This window comes from Halobacteriovorax sp. RT-2-4 (assembly GCF_047085445.1).
Lineage (GTDB): Bacteria > Bdellovibrionota > Bacteriovoracia > Bacteriovoracales > Bacteriovoracaceae > Halobacteriovorax_A.
In genome coordinates this window covers 773,927-791,912 of sequence record NZ_JBKIXY010000002.1, presented here as the reverse complement: position 1 = coordinate 791,912, position 17,986 = coordinate 773,927, and the positions used below count along the sequence as shown (strand labels likewise).

20 protein-coding genes are annotated in these 17,986 nt (G+C 36.8%); 8 read left to right on the top strand and 12 right to left on the bottom strand.

Annotated elements, in window-relative coordinates; translation table 11 throughout:
* Positions 1–9: 9 nt before the first annotated feature.
* Positions 10–1,206, bottom strand: a complete 1,197-nt coding sequence (locus ACMAYL_RS14255; protein ID WP_392993311.1) for a phosphoglycerate kinase — start codon at positions 1,204–1,206, stop codon at positions 10–12.
* Between the two features lie 21 nt (positions 1,207–1,227).
* Positions 1,228–2,247, bottom strand: a complete 1,020-nt coding sequence (gene gap / locus ACMAYL_RS14250) for a type I glyceraldehyde-3-phosphate dehydrogenase (RefSeq protein WP_103217875.1) — start codon at positions 2,245–2,247, stop codon at positions 1,228–1,230.
* A gap of 150 nt (positions 2,248–2,397) precedes the next feature.
* Between gap and ACMAYL_RS14245 the strand changes: the two genes are divergently transcribed.
* From ACMAYL_RS14245 to cysK, 4 genes are all read left to right on the top strand, one after another.
* Entirely contained in the window at positions 2,398–3,291 is an 894-nt protein-coding gene (locus tag ACMAYL_RS14245) for a hypothetical protein (protein WP_146037841.1), read from the top strand.
* 41 nt (positions 3,292–3,332) lie between these two features.
* The gene (locus ACMAYL_RS14240; RefSeq protein WP_412463401.1) at positions 3,333–4,259 is read left to right on the top strand and encodes a S1 family peptidase; all 927 of its coding nucleotides are present in this window, start codon (positions 3,333–3,335) and stop codon (positions 4,257–4,259) included.
* A gap of 98 nt (positions 4,260–4,357) precedes the next feature.
* On the top strand, positions 4,358–5,209 hold the full coding sequence (epsC, locus tag ACMAYL_RS14235; RefSeq protein WP_103217878.1) for a serine O-acetyltransferase EpsC: 852 nt from the start codon (positions 4,358–4,360) through the stop codon (positions 5,207–5,209).
* Positions 5,199–6,122 carry a cysteine synthase A gene (gene cysK, locus ACMAYL_RS14230; protein WP_412463400.1) on the top strand — a complete coding sequence of 308 codons (924 nt, stop codon included), beginning with the start codon at positions 5,199–5,201 and terminating at the stop codon, positions 6,120–6,122. The genes epsC and cysK overlap by 11 nt, the downstream gene beginning before the upstream one ends.
* Here the strand turns inward: cysK and ACMAYL_RS14225 are convergent.
* Genes ACMAYL_RS14225 through ACMAYL_RS14200 form a run of 6 tightly spaced genes read right to left on the bottom strand, consistent with a single transcriptional unit; the run spans position 6,114 to position 11,268 of the window.
* Positions 6,114–6,923, bottom strand: coding sequence for a TatD family hydrolase (locus ACMAYL_RS14225; protein WP_103217880.1), 810 nt, complete (start codon positions 6,921–6,923; stop codon positions 6,114–6,116). The two genes, cysK and ACMAYL_RS14225, sit on opposite strands and share 9 nt — an antisense overlap.
* The gene (locus ACMAYL_RS14220; protein WP_392993300.1) at positions 6,923–8,074 is read right to left on the bottom strand and encodes a thioredoxin domain-containing protein; all 1,152 of its coding nucleotides are present in this window, start codon (positions 8,072–8,074) and stop codon (positions 6,923–6,925) included. The genes ACMAYL_RS14225 and ACMAYL_RS14220 overlap by 1 nt, the downstream gene beginning before the upstream one ends.
* Positions 8,075–8,077: 3 nt before the next feature.
* Positions 8,078–8,662: a polyphenol oxidase family protein gene (locus ACMAYL_RS14215; protein ID WP_392993297.1), complete on the bottom strand. Its 585-nt coding sequence runs from the start codon at positions 8,660–8,662 to the stop codon at positions 8,078–8,080.
* A gap of 2 nt (positions 8,663–8,664) precedes the next feature.
* On the bottom strand, positions 8,665–9,636 hold the full coding sequence (locus tag ACMAYL_RS14210) for an RluA family pseudouridine synthase (RefSeq protein ID WP_103217883.1): 972 nt from the start codon (positions 9,634–9,636) through the stop codon (positions 8,665–8,667).
* 6 nt (positions 9,637–9,642) lie between these two features.
* The gene (locus ACMAYL_RS14205) at positions 9,643–10,284 is read right to left on the bottom strand and encodes a helix-turn-helix domain-containing protein (protein WP_103217884.1); all 642 of its coding nucleotides are present in this window, start codon (positions 10,282–10,284) and stop codon (positions 9,643–9,645) included.
* Positions 10,285–10,302: 18 nt separating this feature from the next.
* The gene (locus ACMAYL_RS14200; protein ID WP_158246858.1) at positions 10,303–11,268 is read right to left on the bottom strand and encodes a P-loop NTPase; all 966 of its coding nucleotides are present in this window, start codon (positions 11,266–11,268) and stop codon (positions 10,303–10,305) included.
* A 104-nt stretch (positions 11,269–11,372) separates the two neighbouring features.
* On the opposite strand from ACMAYL_RS14200, the gene ACMAYL_RS14195 reads away from it, so the two are divergent.
* Complete coding sequence (locus ACMAYL_RS14195) at positions 11,373–12,014, top strand: diacylglycerol/polyprenol kinase family protein (RefSeq protein ID WP_103217886.1); 642 nt, start codon at positions 11,373–11,375, stop codon at positions 12,012–12,014.
* Here ACMAYL_RS14195 and ACMAYL_RS14190 read toward each other — a convergent pair.
* Complete coding sequence (locus ACMAYL_RS14190; RefSeq protein ID WP_103217887.1) at positions 12,011–12,697, bottom strand: LON peptidase substrate-binding domain-containing protein; 687 nt, start codon at positions 12,695–12,697, stop codon at positions 12,011–12,013. The two genes, ACMAYL_RS14195 and ACMAYL_RS14190, sit on opposite strands and share 4 nt — an antisense overlap.
* 99 nt (positions 12,698–12,796) lie before the next feature.
* On the opposite strand from ACMAYL_RS14190, the gene ACMAYL_RS14185 reads away from it, so the two are divergent.
* Positions 12,797–13,696 carry a type I phosphomannose isomerase catalytic subunit gene (locus tag ACMAYL_RS14185; protein WP_103217888.1) on the top strand — a complete coding sequence of 300 codons (900 nt, stop codon included), beginning with the start codon at positions 12,797–12,799 and terminating at the stop codon, positions 13,694–13,696.
* On the opposite strand, the gene ACMAYL_RS14180 is transcribed toward ACMAYL_RS14185, so the two are convergent.
* Together ACMAYL_RS14180 and ACMAYL_RS14175 are read right to left on the bottom strand one after the other, a co-directional pair.
* On the bottom strand, positions 13,693–14,025 hold the full coding sequence (locus ACMAYL_RS14180; RefSeq protein WP_103217889.1) for a hypothetical protein: 333 nt from the start codon (positions 14,023–14,025) through the stop codon (positions 13,693–13,695). The two genes, ACMAYL_RS14185 and ACMAYL_RS14180, sit on opposite strands and share 4 nt — an antisense overlap.
* 117 nt (positions 14,026–14,142) lie before the next feature.
* Entirely contained in the window at positions 14,143–14,394 is a 252-nt protein-coding gene (locus ACMAYL_RS14175; protein ID WP_103217890.1) for a DUF5522 domain-containing protein, read from the bottom strand.
* Between the two features lie 225 nt (positions 14,395–14,619).
* Here ACMAYL_RS14175 and ACMAYL_RS14170 point away from each other — a divergent pair, with 225 nt between their 5' ends.
* Positions 14,620–16,281 carry a long-chain-fatty-acid--CoA ligase gene (locus ACMAYL_RS14170; RefSeq protein WP_103217891.1) on the top strand — a complete coding sequence of 554 codons (1,662 nt, stop codon included), beginning with the start codon at positions 14,620–14,622 and terminating at the stop codon, positions 16,279–16,281.
* A gap of 39 nt (positions 16,282–16,320) precedes the next feature.
* On the opposite strand, the gene ACMAYL_RS14165 is transcribed toward ACMAYL_RS14170, so the two are convergent.
* Complete coding sequence (locus ACMAYL_RS14165) at positions 16,321–16,866, bottom strand: hypothetical protein (protein WP_412471277.1); 546 nt, start codon at positions 16,864–16,866, stop codon at positions 16,321–16,323.
* A 10-nt stretch (positions 16,867–16,876) separates the two neighbouring features.
* Between ACMAYL_RS14165 and ACMAYL_RS14160 the strand changes: the two genes are divergently transcribed.
* Positions 16,877–17,983 (top strand): BamA/TamA family outer membrane protein, encoded by a 1,107-nt coding sequence (locus ACMAYL_RS14160; protein ID WP_412471276.1) that lies wholly within the window; start codon positions 16,877–16,879, stop codon positions 17,981–17,983.
* The last annotated feature ends 3 nt before the right edge of the window (positions 17,984–17,986 follow it).

The following is a 17,986-nucleotide window of genomic DNA, read 5'->3' as shown; positions in this document are numbered from 1 at the left end:
ATTACTTATTTATTCAACACCAAATTTTAGAGCACTAATACCTGGAAGGCTACCTTTCTCGATAAACTCAAGAGAAGCGCCACCGCCAGTCGATACATGACTCATTTTATTCGCAAGACCAGACTTATTAACTGCACTTACTGAATCACCTCCACCAACAAGAGTGTAGGCATTTGACTCGCTTAAAACTTCAGCAATAGCAAAAGTACCTTTTGCATAATCTTCATTCTCAAAAATACCCATTGGTCCATTCCAAAGGATTGTCTTTGCTTCACGAAGAATAGAGCTGTACTTTGCAATTGTTTGCTCACCGATATCTAAACCCATCTTTCCATCAGGGATACCAACTTTATCAACTGCTTCCGGCTTTCCACCAAACTCACTTGAAACGATATGGTCAATCGGAAGAATGATTTTATGTGCCGTACTTTGAGAAAAAATCTTTTTAGCAAGGCTTACATCTTCGTCACTACAAAGAGAAGTTCCAACCTCATTTCCTTTAGCTTTTAGGAAAGGGTAGGCCATAGCTCCACCAATAATAAGATTAGAAACACTTGAAAGAAGTCTTTCAATGATTTTAATCTTGTCACTAACTTTTGCACCACCAACGACTGCAACAAATGGTGTCTCAGGTCTTTGCGTAATTTTTGAAAGAGCTTCGATTTCTTTCTTCATAAGAAGTCCTGCATAGGCCTTGTTTTTGAAGAAAGCATTAATTTCATAAGTTGAAGCGTGTTTTCTATGAGCAGCTCCAAATGCATCGTTAACATAAATGTCAGCATACTCAGAAAGTTTACGTGCAAACTCACGATCGTTTTCAGTTTCTTCTTTGTGGAAACGAAGGTTTTCAAGAAGAATGATCTTATTTGAGTTTAAAGTTAGAAGAGTTTTAATTCCGCGATCAAGACATGACTCAGTTAACGTTACTTCTTCACCCAGTTTATCTGCAAGGTAAGTTGCAACAGGCTCAAGAGAGAAGTCTGAGTTTACTTGTCCTTTAGGACGTCCAAGGTGAGACATCATAATTAACTTAGATGCACCTTTGTCTAGGATTAGCTTGATTGTTTCAAGAGCATTATCAATTCTTGTTGTATCAGTAATCTCTTTAGTTTCTTTATCTAGAGGAACATTGAAATCAAAACGAACAAGAACTTTCTTGTCTTTGATTTTTGAATCATCAATGCTGTCAATAAATTGTAATGCCATAGTTTTTCCTAATTTTTTTTATTAAAGTTGGCTACCGATGAAACCTGCAAGGTCGATAACACGGTTAGAGAAACCTGCTTCGTTATCATACCAAGTAACAACTTTTACACTCTTTCCATCAATTACTTTTGTTAGATCAGCGTCTACACATGAAGACTCTCTCATACCCATGTAATCAACAGATACTAGTGGTTGTTTTTCAAAACCAAGAATACCTTTTAGAGTTGTTTCACTTGCTTCTTTTAGAGCTGCGTTTACTTCTTCTTCAGTAACTTCTGTTTCAACATTTACAGTTAGATCAACAAGAGAAACGTTTGGAGTTGGAACGCGAATTGCGAAACCATCTAGCTTTCCTTTAAGTTCAGGAATAACTAGACCAACAGCTTTTGCTGCACCTGTTGTTGTTGGAACCATTGATACTGCTGCTGCACGAGCACGACGAAGGTCTGAGTGTGAAGCATCTAGAAGACACTGGTCACCAGTGTAAGAGTGAACAGTAGTCATGTGACCGTTGATTACACCAAACTTATCGTTTAGTACTTTTGCAACTGGTGAAAGACAGTTAGTTGTACAAGATGCATTTGAAACAACTGTGTGTTTTTGAGCATCATAAGTGTTTTCGTTGATTCCCATAACGATTGTGTTATCAACGTCTTTACCTGGACAACATAGAATAACTTTTTTAACAGTTCCTGTTACGTGCTTCATTAGTGATTTTTGATCTTTGAAAACACCTGTTGCATCGATTACGATATCAACTTTATCTTGTGTCCAAGGAATTTCACTTGGGTCTCTATACTTGTGAAAAGAAATCTCTTTTCCGTTAATGTGCATTTTGTGTGATTCATCTACACTTACTTCACCGTTGAAACGACCAAATACTGAATCGTATTTGATAAGGTGAACGTAGTCGTGGATATCACCTGGTGAGTTAACAGCAACGACTTCTAAGTTTTCAATGTTGCGGTTAAAAATTTCTCTAAGAACTGTACGACCAATACGGCCCATACCATTAATACCAACGCGGATCTTTCCAGACATACCTGACTCCTGTGCTTAATTATTAAAAAAAATACCACTGTAATATGCCACAATCGAGAGAGATTGCCTACCGAAAGCACATATTTCTAGGAGGATGCGACGTTTTTGCTCACTGCCCAAAAAATAGCTGAACAGGCTATAATTTTACTAATGCAAACAAGTTCAAAAATGCCATCAAATATTATTCACTACAAATCCAAAGCGGATTATGAAAGTGGTGTTAAAAGCGAGGCCCCTGTCCCTGAAAAGCTTGTCAAAAACGCAACGAAAGTTGTGGAGAAAACTGCCAAGGTTGCCGAAGCCGCTGCTAAGGCTTCAATCTCAACAGATGCTCTTGCAATTGCTCAAGCCGGAAAGAAGTTGGCCGTAGATGCTGTGACAACAGTTGCAAAGTCTGCTGTTAATGCACCTGAAGAAGCTAGTGAAGTAAAAGAAGTTAGTCCAATTAAGGAGTTACTTCCAATAAATAAGCCTGCAATTTTCTTTTTAGAGGGACTTCATCTTTCAACACTAAGTTCTAAAGGTGGACTTGAGGATATCGCCAAGTCATTTAGTGATGGCGAGTTTGTCAGTTGGAGTGATGAAGATAAGGTTTTGGAAGAAGTTTTAAGAAGGCCAAAGGATCAGCCAATTATTCTCGTAGGTCATTCTTTAGGAGGGGACGCTGTTGTTAACCTCGCTAATCGCTTAAATAGTGCGGAAGCAGGATTTCGAAGTGTGGATTTGCTCGTGACACTCGATTCAGTTGGCTTTGATAATGATATCATTCCAAAGAACGTCAAAAAGAATCTTAATTTCATGCTAGATCGATCTTTTATTTTCAATGATGGCCCTAATGTCGCTCGTGATTTTAAGACGACTGATGTGATCAATATCCTACGTCCTGAGGGGCATACGAAAATTGATGAAGCCCCAGATGTGCATCGCGAAATTTTTGAAGAAATCACCCAAGTTTTAGACCAAAACTATCTGGCCAAGAGAAAGCAACAACTTGCGGGCCTTTATCGCGCCTTCTATGAGATGAATCAGCAAAATAACTCATAATCCTTTCTAGTCTTTATCTTCTGATTATGCTATGAAGTGTCATGATTCAGACTCTTTTGTTATTATGTATCGCTTTGGCCAGCTCTTGCTTTGCAATTGTTGGGGGGGAAGCTGTTAATAAAGGAGAGTATCAGAGTGTCGTTGCTCTCGTTAGACTTGGCCGTCCATTTTGTACTGGAGTGGCATTAACGCCTACTCATATCCTTACTGCCGCTCATTGTCTTGAGAATAAAAATTACAAATCGATTCGTATCTATACTGGAGCAGGAAAAATTATGACTGCGGCTTCTTCAAAAGAGAACCTTGATGCTCAGTATAGTGTGACTGGAGTGGAGCTTCATCCGAGCTTGAAATTCAAATATCCAAATGGACCTCTAGCAGACTTGGCCAGCTTGAAAACAGTTGATCTTGCTATCTTAACAACTGATGCTCCTCTTCGAGTGAAGAAATTCTACTCTCTTTTAACTGATCCCAAAGAGATTCTAGATAAGATCGCTCCTGGAAAGCTTACGACAGCGGTTGGATTTGGTTATACTGGCGAAATCGGCTTTATGCCAATGGACACTGCCCATGCTCATATTATTTACGGTCAAAAGAGAATGGCCATAATTCCAATTTTTGAAGTCTTTTTTAACGAGATTGATATGAGAAACAAGCAAACAGATACTTGTTATATTGATAGTGGTGGACCTGTCTTTGTTGATGTTAACGGAGAACTAAAAATTGCTGCCATTGTATCTGCTTCATTTGGCTTTTGTGCGGAAGGGAAGTACGCAACACTCTACTCTCTTGCATACCACTCTGTTTGTTGGATTAAGAAGGTTACAGGTATCTCTGATGAGCATAGTGGCTTCCACTGTGGGCGAAATATAAAAATAGCTCAAGAATGTTACGGAATTAAGAATGAGGAAGATCTTCGTAGTTGCGCAGATAAGTACTCTGATGAAATCCTTCGAAGCTATCCTTAGTTGAATATTCAGTAACTTAGAAGATCGATTCATTTTGTTAACCATTTATAAAGATTTTTGTGAATTATATCTCGCGGGCCGCGTGTTATAATCACGCGATGGAAAAATCAAATCTCTCTAATATAAAGAAGCTCTACGAGCACAAGAAAAAAGTTTGTCATGATACTGAAATCAAACCTGAGGTTATTGAGGATTTCGTTGAAGAGGCCCTCAATATTATTTTGCCAGGTTCTGTGCGAATGCAATTTCTAAATTATGAAGACTTTGAATTGTATTTCAATCGCCACATCATTAATACGGATCAAATTTTTAATCATTTGAAACTTGATGCGCATGTCAGAGAAAAGTTAATAGCGTCGTATAGCGAAGAATTAGTGACGTTGGCAAAGAAAATAGAAATTGATGCTATTGCGCTCTTAGAAGGTGATCCTGCTGCACAAAATATCTGTGAGGTTGTTCTATGCTACCCAGGACTTTTTGCAATTGCCTCTCATCGTCTGGCCCATTTTTTCTATGAAAAATCTTTAACAATCTTTCCTCGAATGATTGCAGAATATGCACATAATAAAACAGGTATTGATATCCATCCAGGTGCACAAATTGGAGATTCATTCTTTATCGATCATGGAACTGGTGTCGTTATAGGGGAGACCGCAGTTATTGGTAATCGAGTAAAGATTTATCAAGGGGTAACATTAGGTGCTCTCTCAGTGAGTAAGGACTTACAAAATACGAAACGCCATCCCACTATTGAAGATGATTGTGTGATCTATGCTCACGCAACAATCTTGGGAGGAACGACTGTTATTGGTGAGGGGTCAACGATTGGTGGTAACGTTTGGCTAACACAAAGTGTGAAGAAGAAGTCTATTGTTTATCATAAAAGCGAAGTTCACTTAGATGTGAAGGATCGACAATTCAATATAGAGGAGCTTACATATGAAATTTAATAATATTTTGGAATCTGTTGGAAATACACCACTTGTAAAAATAAATCGTCTCTTTCCTGAGGCAAATAAGAAAAATATAACTATTTATGCAAAGCTTGAGCGCGCAAACCCTGGTGGTTCAATTAAAGATCGAATCGCAAAGAGAATGATTGAAGACGCGCAAAAGAAGGGCCTTGTCAAAGAAGGAACGGTAATTGTTGAGCCTACTTCTGGTAACACTGGAGTTGGTCTTGCAATGGCATGTGCTGTTCTTGGTTACCGCTTAATCATTACAATGCCAGAGAGTATGAGTTTAGAGAGAAGGCGTCTTATGGCACTTTTTGGTGCAGAGCTAGTTTTAACTCCGAAAGAAAAAGGTATGAAGGGAGCGATTGAAAAGGCCCAAGAAATTTGTGAGCAAGAAGAAAATTCATGGATGCCAATGCAATTTGATAATCCATCAAATGTTGATGTACACAGAGATACAACGGCCAAGGAGATTCTCGCTGATATTGATGGAAGTATCGACTACCTTATTACTGGAGTAGGTACTGGTGGACATATTACTGGTGTATCAGAGGTCTTAAAAGAGAAGTTTAATAACCTGAAGGTTGTGGCGGTTGAACCTGCGGATTCTCCTGTTCTCTCTGGAGGTGAGCCTGGGCCGCATCCAATACAGGGAATAGGTGCTGGTTTTGTACCTAGTGTTTTAAATCGAGAACTTCTTGATGAAGTTGTGACAATTAGTAAAGATGAAGCCTTTGAATTTGCAAGAAGTGCTGCCCGTCTTGAAGGCATCCTTCTAGGAATTTCAAGTGGTGCTTCACTAGCTGCAATTGAAAAGAAAATTAGTGAAATGCCAGAAGGCTCAACAGTATTAACATTCTGTTATGATACTGGTGAGCGCTACTTATCGACTGAAGGATTATTTTAATTTAAAGAATAGATTTTCGGCGTTGCTATTAGCAACGTCGATTAATTCTTGAGGATCAATTCCTTTATGAGTTGCAATAAAATCTGCAACACATGGAAGATAGAATGGAGCATTCTCTCTTCCTCTAAATGGAACAGGAGTAAGATACGGAGAGTCCGTTTCTAGTAGCATTTGCTCGACTGGAACAATATCTAAAACATCACGAACGTTAGTAGCATTCTTAAATGTAACAATTCCATTAAATCCAATATGAAAGCCTTCACTAAGGCAAAACGAAGCAAGCTCAATTCCTGAAGTAAAAGAGTGGATAACTCCTTTTCTTTTTAGTGTAGTTGAGAAGTTTTTTAAAATGGCCTTAGTATCTTCATCTGCTTCACGTGTGTGAATAACAACTGGCAGGTCACTATCACAAGCAATTTGCAGTTGCCTTTCAAAAGATTCTTTTTGAATGCTCGGATCTGAAAACTCATAGTAGTAATCTAGACCAATTTCTCCAACTGCTACAATCTTAGGGTTTGCTAAGTTGTCTTGAATTTCTTGATAAGTTTCTTCTGTAATGTGTTTGGCCTCGTGAGGATGAATTCCTTGAGTACCATAGACGATATCATTGGCCGTAAGCTCTCTAACTTTTTTAAGATTGTCTGGAGATACTGCAATTGTCACAACTTTATTAACACCATATTCCTGGCATTTGTTAAGTGTATCAATTAATTCTTGGCCTTTGAGATAGTCGAGATGACAGTGGGTCTCTATTGGACCCACTGTATATTTAGGAATAATTCTTTCTTTTTTTTTACTCATTAGTTCTTAGCTTTATTTTCTTTAAGAAGGTGATCCATAATCGCTGTGTAATCACTTAGTGGCCTAACACCTTCAATTTTTACACCATTAATTAGCTGAGTTGGTGTTGATTGTACATTAAAAGAATTTGCCTGAGTGATCATATCCACGACTGCCTGCTTTGTTTCAGGCTTTGCCATACACTCAGTAACTCCAAATTCCTTACCTTTATTGCTAATCCATTCAGCAGTAAGGTTTGCTTGGTTTTCAAAAATTGCATCATGTACTGATTTAAACTTTTGAGGTCCTACACAACTTGCAAGATAAGCAGCTTCACAAGCTAGTTGATGAAGTGGTCCACTCATTCCCGCATTACAATTGTGATCTAGTGGGTAAAAGAAATATTGGATATTAATTTTCCCTTCATACTTTTTTTCAATCGTTGGAAGAACTAAGTTAAGTGCGTTACAGGCCGGACATTGAAAGTCTGAAAAAACAGACATCTGGATTGGTGCATCTTTAAAGTCCTCTGAAGAAGAAGCTAGACGGTAAGGTGATGCTTTTTCTGGAGTACCTAAATTATTTAGGTTCTTAAACATTGCAACAATTTGTGCGCTTCTAGCAGTTGAATTTTCAACCTTTGAATTTGTAAACGCATAACCAATTGAACCACTAATAAGCATACAGACAGCAGCAGTTGCAAAGAATTTAATATCAAAGTCACGAGCTGCCTTATATTGAAACATCAAAGCTAATGCTAACCAAGAAGCAACGTAGTAAAGAGTACAGAATGGACAAAGTGTACCAAGCATTACAATTGAGTAAATAAATAGTACTAAACATCCAATACCGTTTAGAAGAAGGAGAAGAAATAAGCTTCCTTCTGCATGCTTACTATTTACCATATAAAAAAGCATAACCATGGCACCCATAACAATTCCGAAGATTGAAATAGGAACACCTGCAATATTTGAAAGAGGTGAAAGTGTTGCAGCATCACATGTTAAGAAAGAGTTGATGTTACAGGCCGAAGCCGAACCAAATCCTACCGGAAACTTAATTTGGTAGTAGTGGTTTGTTAGATAAATTGAAAGAATAAACATCGACAGACCTGCGATGAAGAATAAAACTTTCTTGTTAAAATTTAGGCGATTTAAAAAACTATCAGTCATATTTTAATTCCTTTTTAAAATATTATAATTTCTCTTGGTTGTTTGGTTTCTTCTAAAGCTATTATAGTTGAGATTTGCGAATGTGCATATATTGGTAGATATGACATAGGCCTGTGGAAAATGTTCAGCAATTTGCTTCTTCACCTCCATCTCTAAGCTGAATGTTAATCTGCCTTCTACCATGTCAAAAGCTTGGGAGTTAGGAAAATTTTGTTTAAATTCTTCGCTAACCTCATAATTTACAGCACTTATATGAGGTCCAATGAGAATAATTTGAGGCTCTATTGCCTTAACTTCTTTATTTAGAATGATTTCTTGTGCAACTCCACGCCATCCAGCATGAAGATTGGCCACGCCAAACTTTCCTATAATGGCAATTGGTAGACAGTCAGCAGTTTTAATGGCCAATGGTTGGCTCAGTTCAAGTTTAGAGACAATCCCATCGGCCTCAATACTATTTGTGGTAGGTGTTTTAACTACAATATCCGAATGGATTTGCTTTACTTCATCAAATTCAAAGTCTGGACGATCATCGTAGGTCTCAAAGAGAAAATCACCAATTTTTTTTTGATAAAGTAGCTGTGCCATTTCTACTCCGAGTCTGATTCAAGAAAGTTTAGAACCTCTTGAAATACTGGTGGGGGAGGCTCTTCAAAGTAGAGCTTCTGTTTCGTAATTGGATGAACAAATCCAAGAATTTTTGCATGTAAAAATGGATGCTCGTAATCTTTGATAATGGCCTTAAGTCGATTATCAATTCTTAGAAGGTCATTCTTTGGAACACCGTAAAGTGGATCCATTAGAATGGGAGCATTTAGTAGCTGGCTTAAGTGAACACGAATTTGATGTGTTCTTCCCGTTTCAAGCTTTAATTCAACATGGCTTAGATTTTGGTAATATTTTAGTACTTTAAAATTTGTAATAGAGTTCTTTCCACCTCGTACATCAACGGCCATCTTTAAGCGATTATTTGGATGACGTCCTATAGTTGATTCAAGTCTTCCTTCTGGTGGAATTTTAGTACTGACGCTTATGCATTGATAGTAGCGGTCAATATCGTGGGCCTGAAATAATTTTACAAGTTCTTCATGGCATTTCTGGTTTTTTGCAATCACCATAACACCACTTGTTCCTTTATCAAGTCGATGAACAATTCCTGGACGCTTTTCATCTCCAACACCTTGAATGTCTTTACAGTGATGAAGAATAGCGTTTACAAGAGTTCCGGTATAATTACCTGGGGCAGGGTGGGTAACCATGCCAACTGGTTTTACAACAATGGCAAGATGCTCATCTTCAAAGAGAATTTTTAAAGGAATATTTTCTGCTTTTGCTGTAGCCTCTCTTGGAGGAGGTATATCAATAGTAACTTCAGTACCTACTGGAGGCATTTTTTTTAATTCGATTTTATTATCAGAAGTAATGGAGCCTTTTTTAAAAAGCTCCTTTAGAAAACTACGAGACTGTTCAAGCTTACTCGCAAGAACTTGATCGAGCCTAGTAAACTCATCATGGTCTTCTTGGGTGATCGTAATAACAAACTTAGAATTTTGATCACTCATGACAGCTTAGTTGCCTTCTTTTAAAGCTTTAACTCTTTGTAGATAAGAGTTTGCAACTAAATCTGGATTAAGTTTTAGTACTTTCGCATATTGATAAACAAATCCTCTAACGTAAACGATAGCAGGCATCTTATCAACTTCTTCATTTTCAATATACTGTAGGAAAGTTTTCGATATTTTTGTCATATCAGACATACGACTTACATCTACTTTCTTGTATTCACGAACTTTCTTTAAGAATTCACCAGTATACTCACTACATTGCTCAATTTCTTTTTCAAATTCAGCATTTTGCTCGTATTCAAGTCCGTAGCGTTTTTTGGCAACGAGACGATTCATTTGATTCGTTACTTTGATTGTATTTTCATCAGCAGGCTTTGACGTTGGAATATAATTTGTATCATCTTCGATTACAATTCCACGAGCTTGATTGTATTTCTTTCTTTTCGTTGGATTACTTAAAATATTGTAAGCTTCCTCGATAAGTTCAAGTACTTTATGTGCCTCTTCTTCTGATAGGAGAGAGTAAATGGCCAGACTATCTCCACTATAAGCTGCTCTTGCGGCCGCATATGCTTTTTGAATATCGTCTGCCGAAGCATTAGGTGCTACTTCTAATACTTCATAATAGTTCTTCTCTTTACTCATTTATTCCTCATTAATATATTAAACAATTTTCTTCGTTAGATTTAAGATTCTGTTGATTACGTGCTCAAAATTCTTTACTAGTGCAGAATTAGGAAACTCAAGAATAAGAGGTCTCTTCTTCTTCACACTTTGCCAAACTGTTGCATCGTACTCAAGAAAGCCAACGTAATCTAAGTTAATGCCAAAGTATTTCTTAGAAATAATTCTCATGGCAAAACCAATATCGATATCAGCTTGAGTTCGGGCCTGGTTAATAACTAGTTTCGGAGTAATTGCTTCAATTTCTCTTTTTAGTTTTAGACCTTGAGCTTCATTTATTTGCATGGCCTTTTCAATAATTTCAGATGGAGTGCGGTTTTCACCGACTTTTCCATTAAGAACTTTATCAATAAGTGGTCCAAGCTCTAGGAAGTCATCAACTGATTGCAGCTTGCGATGATATATTGACTTGATAAAACGATAAGTGTTTTCAATTGATGTTGGCTCTGGAAGAGTTACTAAGATTCCTTGGTCAGCTCCTAGGAAGAAGTCCAAAGTATTATTAGTTGTTCCCGCACCAAGATCCAGAAGTATATAGTCGGCATCAAGTTCACGAAGATCATTTAAAACTTTTGATTTATGAGCGGCTTTTAAATTGGCCATTCCTAGATTATCTTGAGCACCACTAATTAAACTTAAATTCTTAAGTGGAGTAGGAGTAATAAGATCAGAAAGTTTTGTATTTGGTTTTGTGAAATAATCACTTAAAGTTTTTGATGGAACATTTACGCCAAGACATGTGTGAAGGTTAGCACCTCCAAGATCCATATCAATGGCAATTACCTTCATTCCCATAAGGGCAAGGCAAATTGACAAGTTTGACGTAACAAGACTTTTACCTACGCCACCTTTTCCGCCACCAATGGCCCAGATTTTCTTGCCATTATTTGATGCACCTAGATATTGACCAGCATCTGCTAAATGTGAATTTGTACTATTATTCAAAATACGTCCTTGTATTACTTGCTTAACTTTCCATCATTATAGCCAAAATTAAAAAGCCTCGAAAAGGTCTTTATTTTATTTTTCTAAAATTATATATTGTTGTAATGGAAAGTATTTATAGATTCCCAAGTAAGTTTGAGCCGCACTTATTACGAAAGTTAGTTCATATTTTTGCAGGATTGGGAATTGCCTCAATTTATCTAATTTCAAATCTAGATTCATATAGGTTTTCAATTATTGTTCTTAGTGCAAGTGCCGTGTTTACTTTAATTGAAATTCTTCGATTGAAATTTGATGGAATTAATCAAGTATTCGTTAACTCTTGCCGAGGAATCTTAAGAGATACTGAGGTTAATGGATTTACAGGAACTCCTCTTTTTCTTTTGGGGATCGGGCTTTCATTCTTTCTCTTTGATGAACAAATTGCACTTTTAGCAACTCTGATTCTTTCATTAGCTGATCCGGCATCTTCATTTGTTGGAATTCGTTATGGGAAGAGAAAGGTTATGCAGGATCGTACTTTTGAAGGGTCTTATGCGTGTTTCCTGACAACATTTTTGATTGTTGCATTCTATGGCCTATTGTATTTTCCACTGAGTCTGAAAATTGTAATCTTTGCTTTTTTTACTGCAATTGCGACAGCTTTTGTTGAATTGTTATCAACTAAGATTGATGATAATTTTACACTTTCATTCTTTAGCGCATGCGCGATGGCCTTAATCAATATATTAGTGGCCCTTGTTTAATTGGCCTGCTTAAGCTGTAGCTTTTCACTAACAAACTCTTCAAAAGCTTGGGCCACGATTGGGTCCTCGTGATAGATGTGCTCATCAGTAATCAAAGAATTTAAAATCTTGATTTTATCATTGATATTATTTTGTTCTAAGAGAAGCTGTCTAATTTGACGACTCTTGATGATAAAGGTTGCCACGTAGTTAATAATTTGATCTGGCTTGTTAAGTGTTTCGATAAAATAGTCGCGATCCTGATCGTTGGGAATATTTGTTTCTAACCAGTTATAAAGGATGCTTTCAAGACGATAAAATTCATCAATATTACTCATCACACATTCATCATCCTTTAAAATAGTCACATTATACATTGGATATGGATTTGATTGAGTAGGGTAATTGACTTGGCATTTGCCAATACAGCGAACGAGTACTTTCAAAGTGTTCCCATCGACTCTCTCAATCATAAGAGGCTGTCCCATTCCAAAAACTTCACATGGATAAGCAAAGTATGTTTCGAAATCTTTTTCCATTGCCAATGAAATACCAACGGGATTTCCTGCACAAGTAGCTTCTTCAAAAATATCTTGAAAAATGTCATCAACGACATATAAAGGAAGAGATGTTCCCGGGAAAAATACTATATTGGGAAGAGTGATAACAGGAATTTCAATTCGTTCTGGAAAGTTTAAAGTCATGCTTTATCATAGCTTTTATAGGCTCTTGAAGCTTATTAAACCTTATTAATATTGGTAAATCTTCTTTGCTCATGCTGTAAAGTACGATAGCATATACTAATGATTCTAAAGCAAATTCCACATTTAGTTACCACTGTTTGGGGTGGTGAAAAGTTAAAAAAATATAAAGACCCTGAGGGGATATTTGAAGGTCCATTGGGCGAAACATGGGAAGTTTCAACTTTAGAAAATGGCCTATCTCTTTGTGAGAATGGCCAAAGCCTTGAAGAAGTTCTTGAAGGAAAAGTATTAACTTATTTAATTAAATTTATCGATACAAGCCAAAATTTATCGATACAAGTTCACCCTGATAATGAGTACGCTCATATTCATGAAGATGCGCTTGGAAAAGATGAATGTTGGTATATTTTAGACGCCGAAGAAGATGCAGGGATTTATCTTGGTCTTAAAGAAGGTGTCACAAAAGAAAGACTACAAGAGGCCATCGAAAGTGGAGAAAATGTAAATGATCTCCTCAATTTCATAAATGTTCAAAAAGGTGATTTCTTTAATATTCCTGCTGGATCAATCCATGCCATTGGTGAAGGAGTAACTCTTGTCGAAGTTCAACAGAACTCGGGCGTTACTTATCGTGTTTGGGATTGGAACCGTATGGGTCTTGATGGTAAGCCTCGAGAACTTCATGTGAAGAAGGCCATGGATGTTATTAATTTTAATCCAAACGCTAATGTCGCGGAATATTTTCAATATAAGAATCTTGATAAGAGTGGACTACTAACAAGCAATAACTATTTTAATGCTAGAGTGAAAGTTCTAGGAGCAGGAGATGAGAGTGTTCTGTCGTTAAATGGTATAAGTTCAATTGTCGTTTTAGAAGGTACTTGTGAAATTGATGATACTGAAATTAAAGAGTATGGGTCTGCGGTAGTTAAGGATATTGAGTCCGCTATCTTGAAGGCAACAACGGACTCTAAGGTTTTAGTTGTAAAACAAGTTTAGATATTATTACAGCTCAGTGGGTAAGTTACTTCGTGCCCATTCTTTGTACGAATAGAAATATAAGTATTCATCTCATTTGAGTTCGTTACATCATCAAAATGAATTTGATATTTCTGACCAGCAAGTTGGTAGTGCTTTGTTACAGAATTTCCAACTTTGTGAGTGCGTCCGATTAGGGCCTGTGCAGGAGTACGACCTTCTACTTGAATCTGATTTCCCTTTAGATTGAATTCAATATTCTTGCGCATAGTAGAACACTTAAAGTTGACTGCCGCGTGAGCAGAGGCCGTAAAGACTAGTGAAAGTGTAATTAGGCTAAGTAGTTTCATATTCCCTCCAAGATTTAGACAATCTATTAAGAGCAGGAATGATGCCAAGTAATTATTTGTGATATCAGTATGTTAGGTGTCCTAAGAAGGTAAAATGATTTTGCAACTGTCTAAAACTTATTCAAAATCCTTAAGGTAATACTCTGCTAAGTCCTCGTCAGATACCTCTTCATTCAAATCTTGCTTTCTAAGTTCTAGAGGAATATTGCTCGAGTCATCATCAGCTTTTTCGTTAAAGCCAAAAGGGCAATGAAGACAGCCACTTTCACAGCAGTAGCCACGACGTAAGTGGAATTCTTTTGTAAAAACAGTATTACCGTCTTCATTAATATAGAAATCTTTTTTGGAATCGTCGTGAGAGTTTGTCATAGGCTCTAAAAAAGTAAGGCCCCTAATTCAGGGGGCCTAAAGTGTGTGTGGTGTTTTGCAAAACGGTCACTCTTATATCTAATAAAATTTATTACATCAAGGAAATTTTCAAATTTGATCACTATAATGCAACACGCATTTAGATTCCGTATTGTAAGTAGCTAAAAATTAAAATACAATAAAATCTAGACTAAATTTATTAATAGTAACAAATGGAGCTGTCCTGTGACTAAACCTTGGCTTAAGCACTACCAAAATGGTGTTGCTGAAGAAATTAATCCTGAATTATATCCTTCAATTCCAGCATTATTAGATGAGAGTTTTACTAAATTTGCTAATAAGCCATCTTTCCATTGCATGGGAAAGACTCTAACTTATAAAGAGATTGATCATCTTTCAAAGAAATTTGCTTCTTATCTTCAAAATGATCTTGGGCTTAAAAAAGGTGACCGTGTCGCTATTATGATGCCTAATATTCTTCAATACCCTGTTGCTCTTTTTGGTATTCTTCGTGCAGGTATGGTTTGTGTAAACGTAAACCCTCTTTATACTGCTAGAGAACTTGAGCACCAATTAACGGATTCACAATCAAAAGTAATTATCATTTTTGAAAACTCAGCTTCTGTTCTTGCTGAAGTTGTAAAGAATACGCCAATTGAGCACGTACTTGTGACTCAAATTGGTGATATGCTTAAATTTCCAAAGTCACTACTTGTAAACTTTGTTATTAAGCATGTTAAGAAGATGGTTCCTTCATGGGATCTTCCTGGCGCTAAGTCATTTCTTGAGGCACTTGATAAAGGTGATGAGTCAAAATTTAAAAAGCCAGAAATTAATAGTTCTGATCTTGCTTTCCTACAGTATACAGGTGGGACAACAGGTGTTTCTAAAGGTGCAGAACTTATCCACCGTAACATCGTTGCAAACCTACTGCAGGCAGGCGAGTGGATTTCACCAGTTGTAAAAGAAGGTGAAGAAATTATCATTACTCCTCTTCCGCTTTATCATATCTTCTCACTTACAGCGAACTGTTTTACGTTCTCTAAAATTGGAGCACTAAACGTTCTAATTACTAACCCTAGAGATATTCCAGGATTTGTAAAAGAACTGAAGAAGTGGAAATTTACAGCATTTACTGGTGTAAACACACTATTTAACGGTCTTTTAAATAATGAAGACTTTAAATCAGTTGATTTTTCAAAACTAAAATTAACTCTTGGTGGTGGAATGGCCGTACAACGTGCTGTTGCTGAAAGATGGAAAGAGGTAACAAAAACTCCATTAATTGAAGCCTATGGATTAACTGAAACATCTCCAGCTGCTTGTATCAACCCAATGGATCTTAAAGACTACAATGGAATGATTGGTATCCCTGTTTCATCAACTGATGTATGTATCAAAGATGATGATGGAAATACTCTGAACGCTGGTGAGGTCGGTGAGATCTGTATTAAAGGTCCACAAGTTATGAAGGGTTACTGGGGACGTCCTGAAGAGACGGCAAAAGTAATGACTCCTGATGGTTATTTTAAATCTGGTGATATTGGTGTGATGGATGAAGAAGGTTTCTTCAAAATTGTTGACCGTAAGAAAGATATGATTCTTGTTTCAGGATTTAATGTTTATCCAAATGAAATTGAAGAAATCGTAGTTACTCATCCTAAAGTTTTTGAATGTGCTGCAGTTGGTGTACCACATGAAAAATCAGGTGAGATCGTAAAACTATTTGTCGTAAAAAATGATCAGTCTCTAACTGAAGATGAGCTTCTAGCATTCTGTAAAGAAAACCTAACTGCTTATAAGAGACCAAAGATTATTGAATTTAGAACTGAGCTTCCTAAGTCAAATGTTGGGAAGATTCTAAGAAAAGATCTAAGAGGACAATAACCTCATTAAAATAAAAAGGGAGCTAATCAGCTCCCTTTTTTATAACTTTAAACTTTTTAATTGTCTGATTGTATCTTGATTATAAGTATTAATTCTCAACGTCGAATAAGCAGCTTCCTTCACAACAGCATCAACAAATTCTGGCTTTGTCGCTCCTGTTAATGCATCCGTCATATCAGTTGGATGTTTTACTTTTTTAAATACTTCAGGATTGATTCCAACAAGTAGGTGTAGGCGATTGATATCATCGACAGTCATTGGTTTGTGAAACTTTTTAGTTAATCCTGCCTTAGATTTCAGCTTTAGAAATTCATACTTCGTGTTGTAATAGAGTGTAAAGATCACAGGTAGACATGCACTATTACATCCTGTCGTCGTATTTACTTCTCTAATAAATCCAAGCTTTTTACCATTTTTATCATAAGCTATTTGAATCGTAGTATTTATGGGATTCTCACTAATCGTATCAGTAATACTGGTCTTCTTCAGGTCTTCTACACTTGGGAAGATCTCTTTGTGGAAACTAATATTGTTTGCAAAAGAAAAGGAGAATGATAAAAAGAAAAGAAAAAATATCTTAAACATAGGCTCCTCAATGAGATTTTTGTTATTAGCGTTAATTCTTTTTCATTCTATGACTTTTGCCCAAAAAGTGCAACGTGACGTTAAGGCTTCAACAAGCCTCGATGAGGGACAATTCGTCATTGTTCCAGGTCCTTCTTATATGCCAAGCACTAAACTAGGACTCGATCTTATTGGGATGTATCTCTTTGATGCAAATAGCGGAAAGTATAAGAATAGTACAAAGACTGTGCCACCTTCTATTATAGGTGCTTATGGAAAGATTACGACAAATGGAACCGCAATGGGGGCCATTGGAACGAAGCTTCATCTCGGTGAAGATAAGTGGCGTATCACAGGTGGTTATCTTGAAGGAAATATATTAAGTCAGATGTTTCAAGCTGAACTTGAGCGATTCCTTGATACATCTAATAAGATTCGTGCTGTTATTGTTAATGTTAACTATCGAGTGTGGGGTGATCTCTTTATTGGTGGTGGGATCATCTGGAATGAGGTTATTTTTAAAGCCGATATAAATCCTGAGAATTATGCAACAAATACAGGTCTTAAATTTAATTTATTCTATGATACTAGAGATAATACATTTTCTCCAACTAAAGGCTTTTACTTAAATACACGAACGAATTTCTATCGAGAAAATCTTGGAGGAGATGATAATATCACTACGCTAGAGGCAACTTTCTCGCATTATATTTCTCTGGCAGAAAATACGAATCATTTGTTTTCATGGCTATTTGATTCAAGCTTTAATCTAGGTGACACAAATCCTAATTATAATTATAACTATGGTTCACGAGGACCGCGAGGTTACACTGGAAAAGTGTATGAAGGTGCTAATATGATACGCTTTGAAGGTGAGTATAAGCACTACTTCCAATCGATTATGGATGGAAAGTTTGGTCTAGCTGGATTTGCCGGAGTTGGTTTTACATTTGGAGGAGAGTCAAGAGTTGGAAACCAGATTCCATCAGACTTATTTGAAGCCGATCCACTAACACATATTGGGACAGGAATTCGTTACAAAATTCTACCTAAGCAAAATCTCAACTCGAGAGTCGACATCGCCTATGGCCGAGAAAAAGAATTTACAATGTATTTTGCCTTAAATGAGGCGATCTGATCG

Excerpts from the sequence above, each read along its gene's own strand:
- cysK (WP_412463400.1), top strand. The coding sequence starts at position 5,199 with ATGAAATTTAATAATATTTTGGAATCTGTTGGAAATACACCACTTGTA.
- ACMAYL_RS14255 (WP_392993311.1), bottom strand. The coding sequence starts at position 1,206 with ATGGCATTACAATTTATTGACAGCATTGATGATTCAAAAATCAAAGAC.
- ACMAYL_RS14220 (WP_392993300.1), bottom strand. The coding sequence starts at position 8,074 with ATGACTGATAGTTTTTTAAATCGCCTAAATTTTAACAAGAAAGTTTTA.
- ACMAYL_RS14175 (WP_103217890.1), bottom strand. The coding sequence starts at position 14,394 with ATGACAAACTCTCACGACGATTCCAAAAAAGATTTCTATATTAATGAA.
- ACMAYL_RS14190 (WP_103217887.1), bottom strand. The coding sequence starts at position 12,697 with ATGACTTTAAACTTTCCAGAACGAATTGAAATTCCTGTTATCACTCTT.
- ACMAYL_RS14160 (WP_412471276.1), top strand. The coding sequence starts at position 16,877 with ATGAGATTTTTGTTATTAGCGTTAATTCTTTTTCATTCTATGACTTTT.
- ACMAYL_RS14215 (WP_392993297.1), bottom strand. The coding sequence starts at position 8,662 with ATGGCACAGCTACTTTATCAAAAAAAAATTGGTGATTTTCTCTTTGAG.
- ACMAYL_RS14195 (WP_103217886.1), top strand. The coding sequence starts at position 11,373 with ATGGAAAGTATTTATAGATTCCCAAGTAAGTTTGAGCCGCACTTATTA.
- ACMAYL_RS14210 (WP_103217883.1), bottom strand. The coding sequence starts at position 9,636 with ATGAGTGATCAAAATTCTAAGTTTGTTATTACGATCACCCAAGAAGAC.
- ACMAYL_RS14225 (WP_103217880.1), bottom strand. The coding sequence starts at position 6,923 with ATGAGTAAAAAAAAAGAAAGAATTATTCCTAAATATACAGTGGGTCCA.
- ACMAYL_RS14180 (WP_103217889.1), bottom strand. The coding sequence starts at position 14,025 with ATGAAACTACTTAGCCTAATTACACTTTCACTAGTCTTTACGGCCTCT.
- ACMAYL_RS14185 (WP_103217888.1), top strand. The coding sequence starts at position 12,797 with ATGATTCTAAAGCAAATTCCACATTTAGTTACCACTGTTTGGGGTGGT.
- ACMAYL_RS14245 (WP_146037841.1), top strand. The coding sequence starts at position 2,398 with ATGCAAACAAGTTCAAAAATGCCATCAAATATTATTCACTACAAATCC.
- ACMAYL_RS14240 (WP_412463401.1), top strand. The coding sequence starts at position 3,333 with ATGATTCAGACTCTTTTGTTATTATGTATCGCTTTGGCCAGCTCTTGC.
- gap (WP_103217875.1), bottom strand. The coding sequence starts at position 2,247 with ATGTCTGGAAAGATCCGCGTTGGTATTAATGGTATGGGCCGTATTGGT.
- epsC (WP_103217878.1), top strand. The coding sequence starts at position 4,358 with ATGGAAAAATCAAATCTCTCTAATATAAAGAAGCTCTACGAGCACAAG.
- ACMAYL_RS14205 (WP_103217884.1), bottom strand. The coding sequence starts at position 10,284 with ATGAGTAAAGAGAAGAACTATTATGAAGTATTAGAAGTAGCACCTAAT.
- ACMAYL_RS14165 (WP_412471277.1), bottom strand. The coding sequence starts at position 16,866 with ATGTTTAAGATATTTTTTCTTTTCTTTTTATCATTCTCCTTTTCTTTT.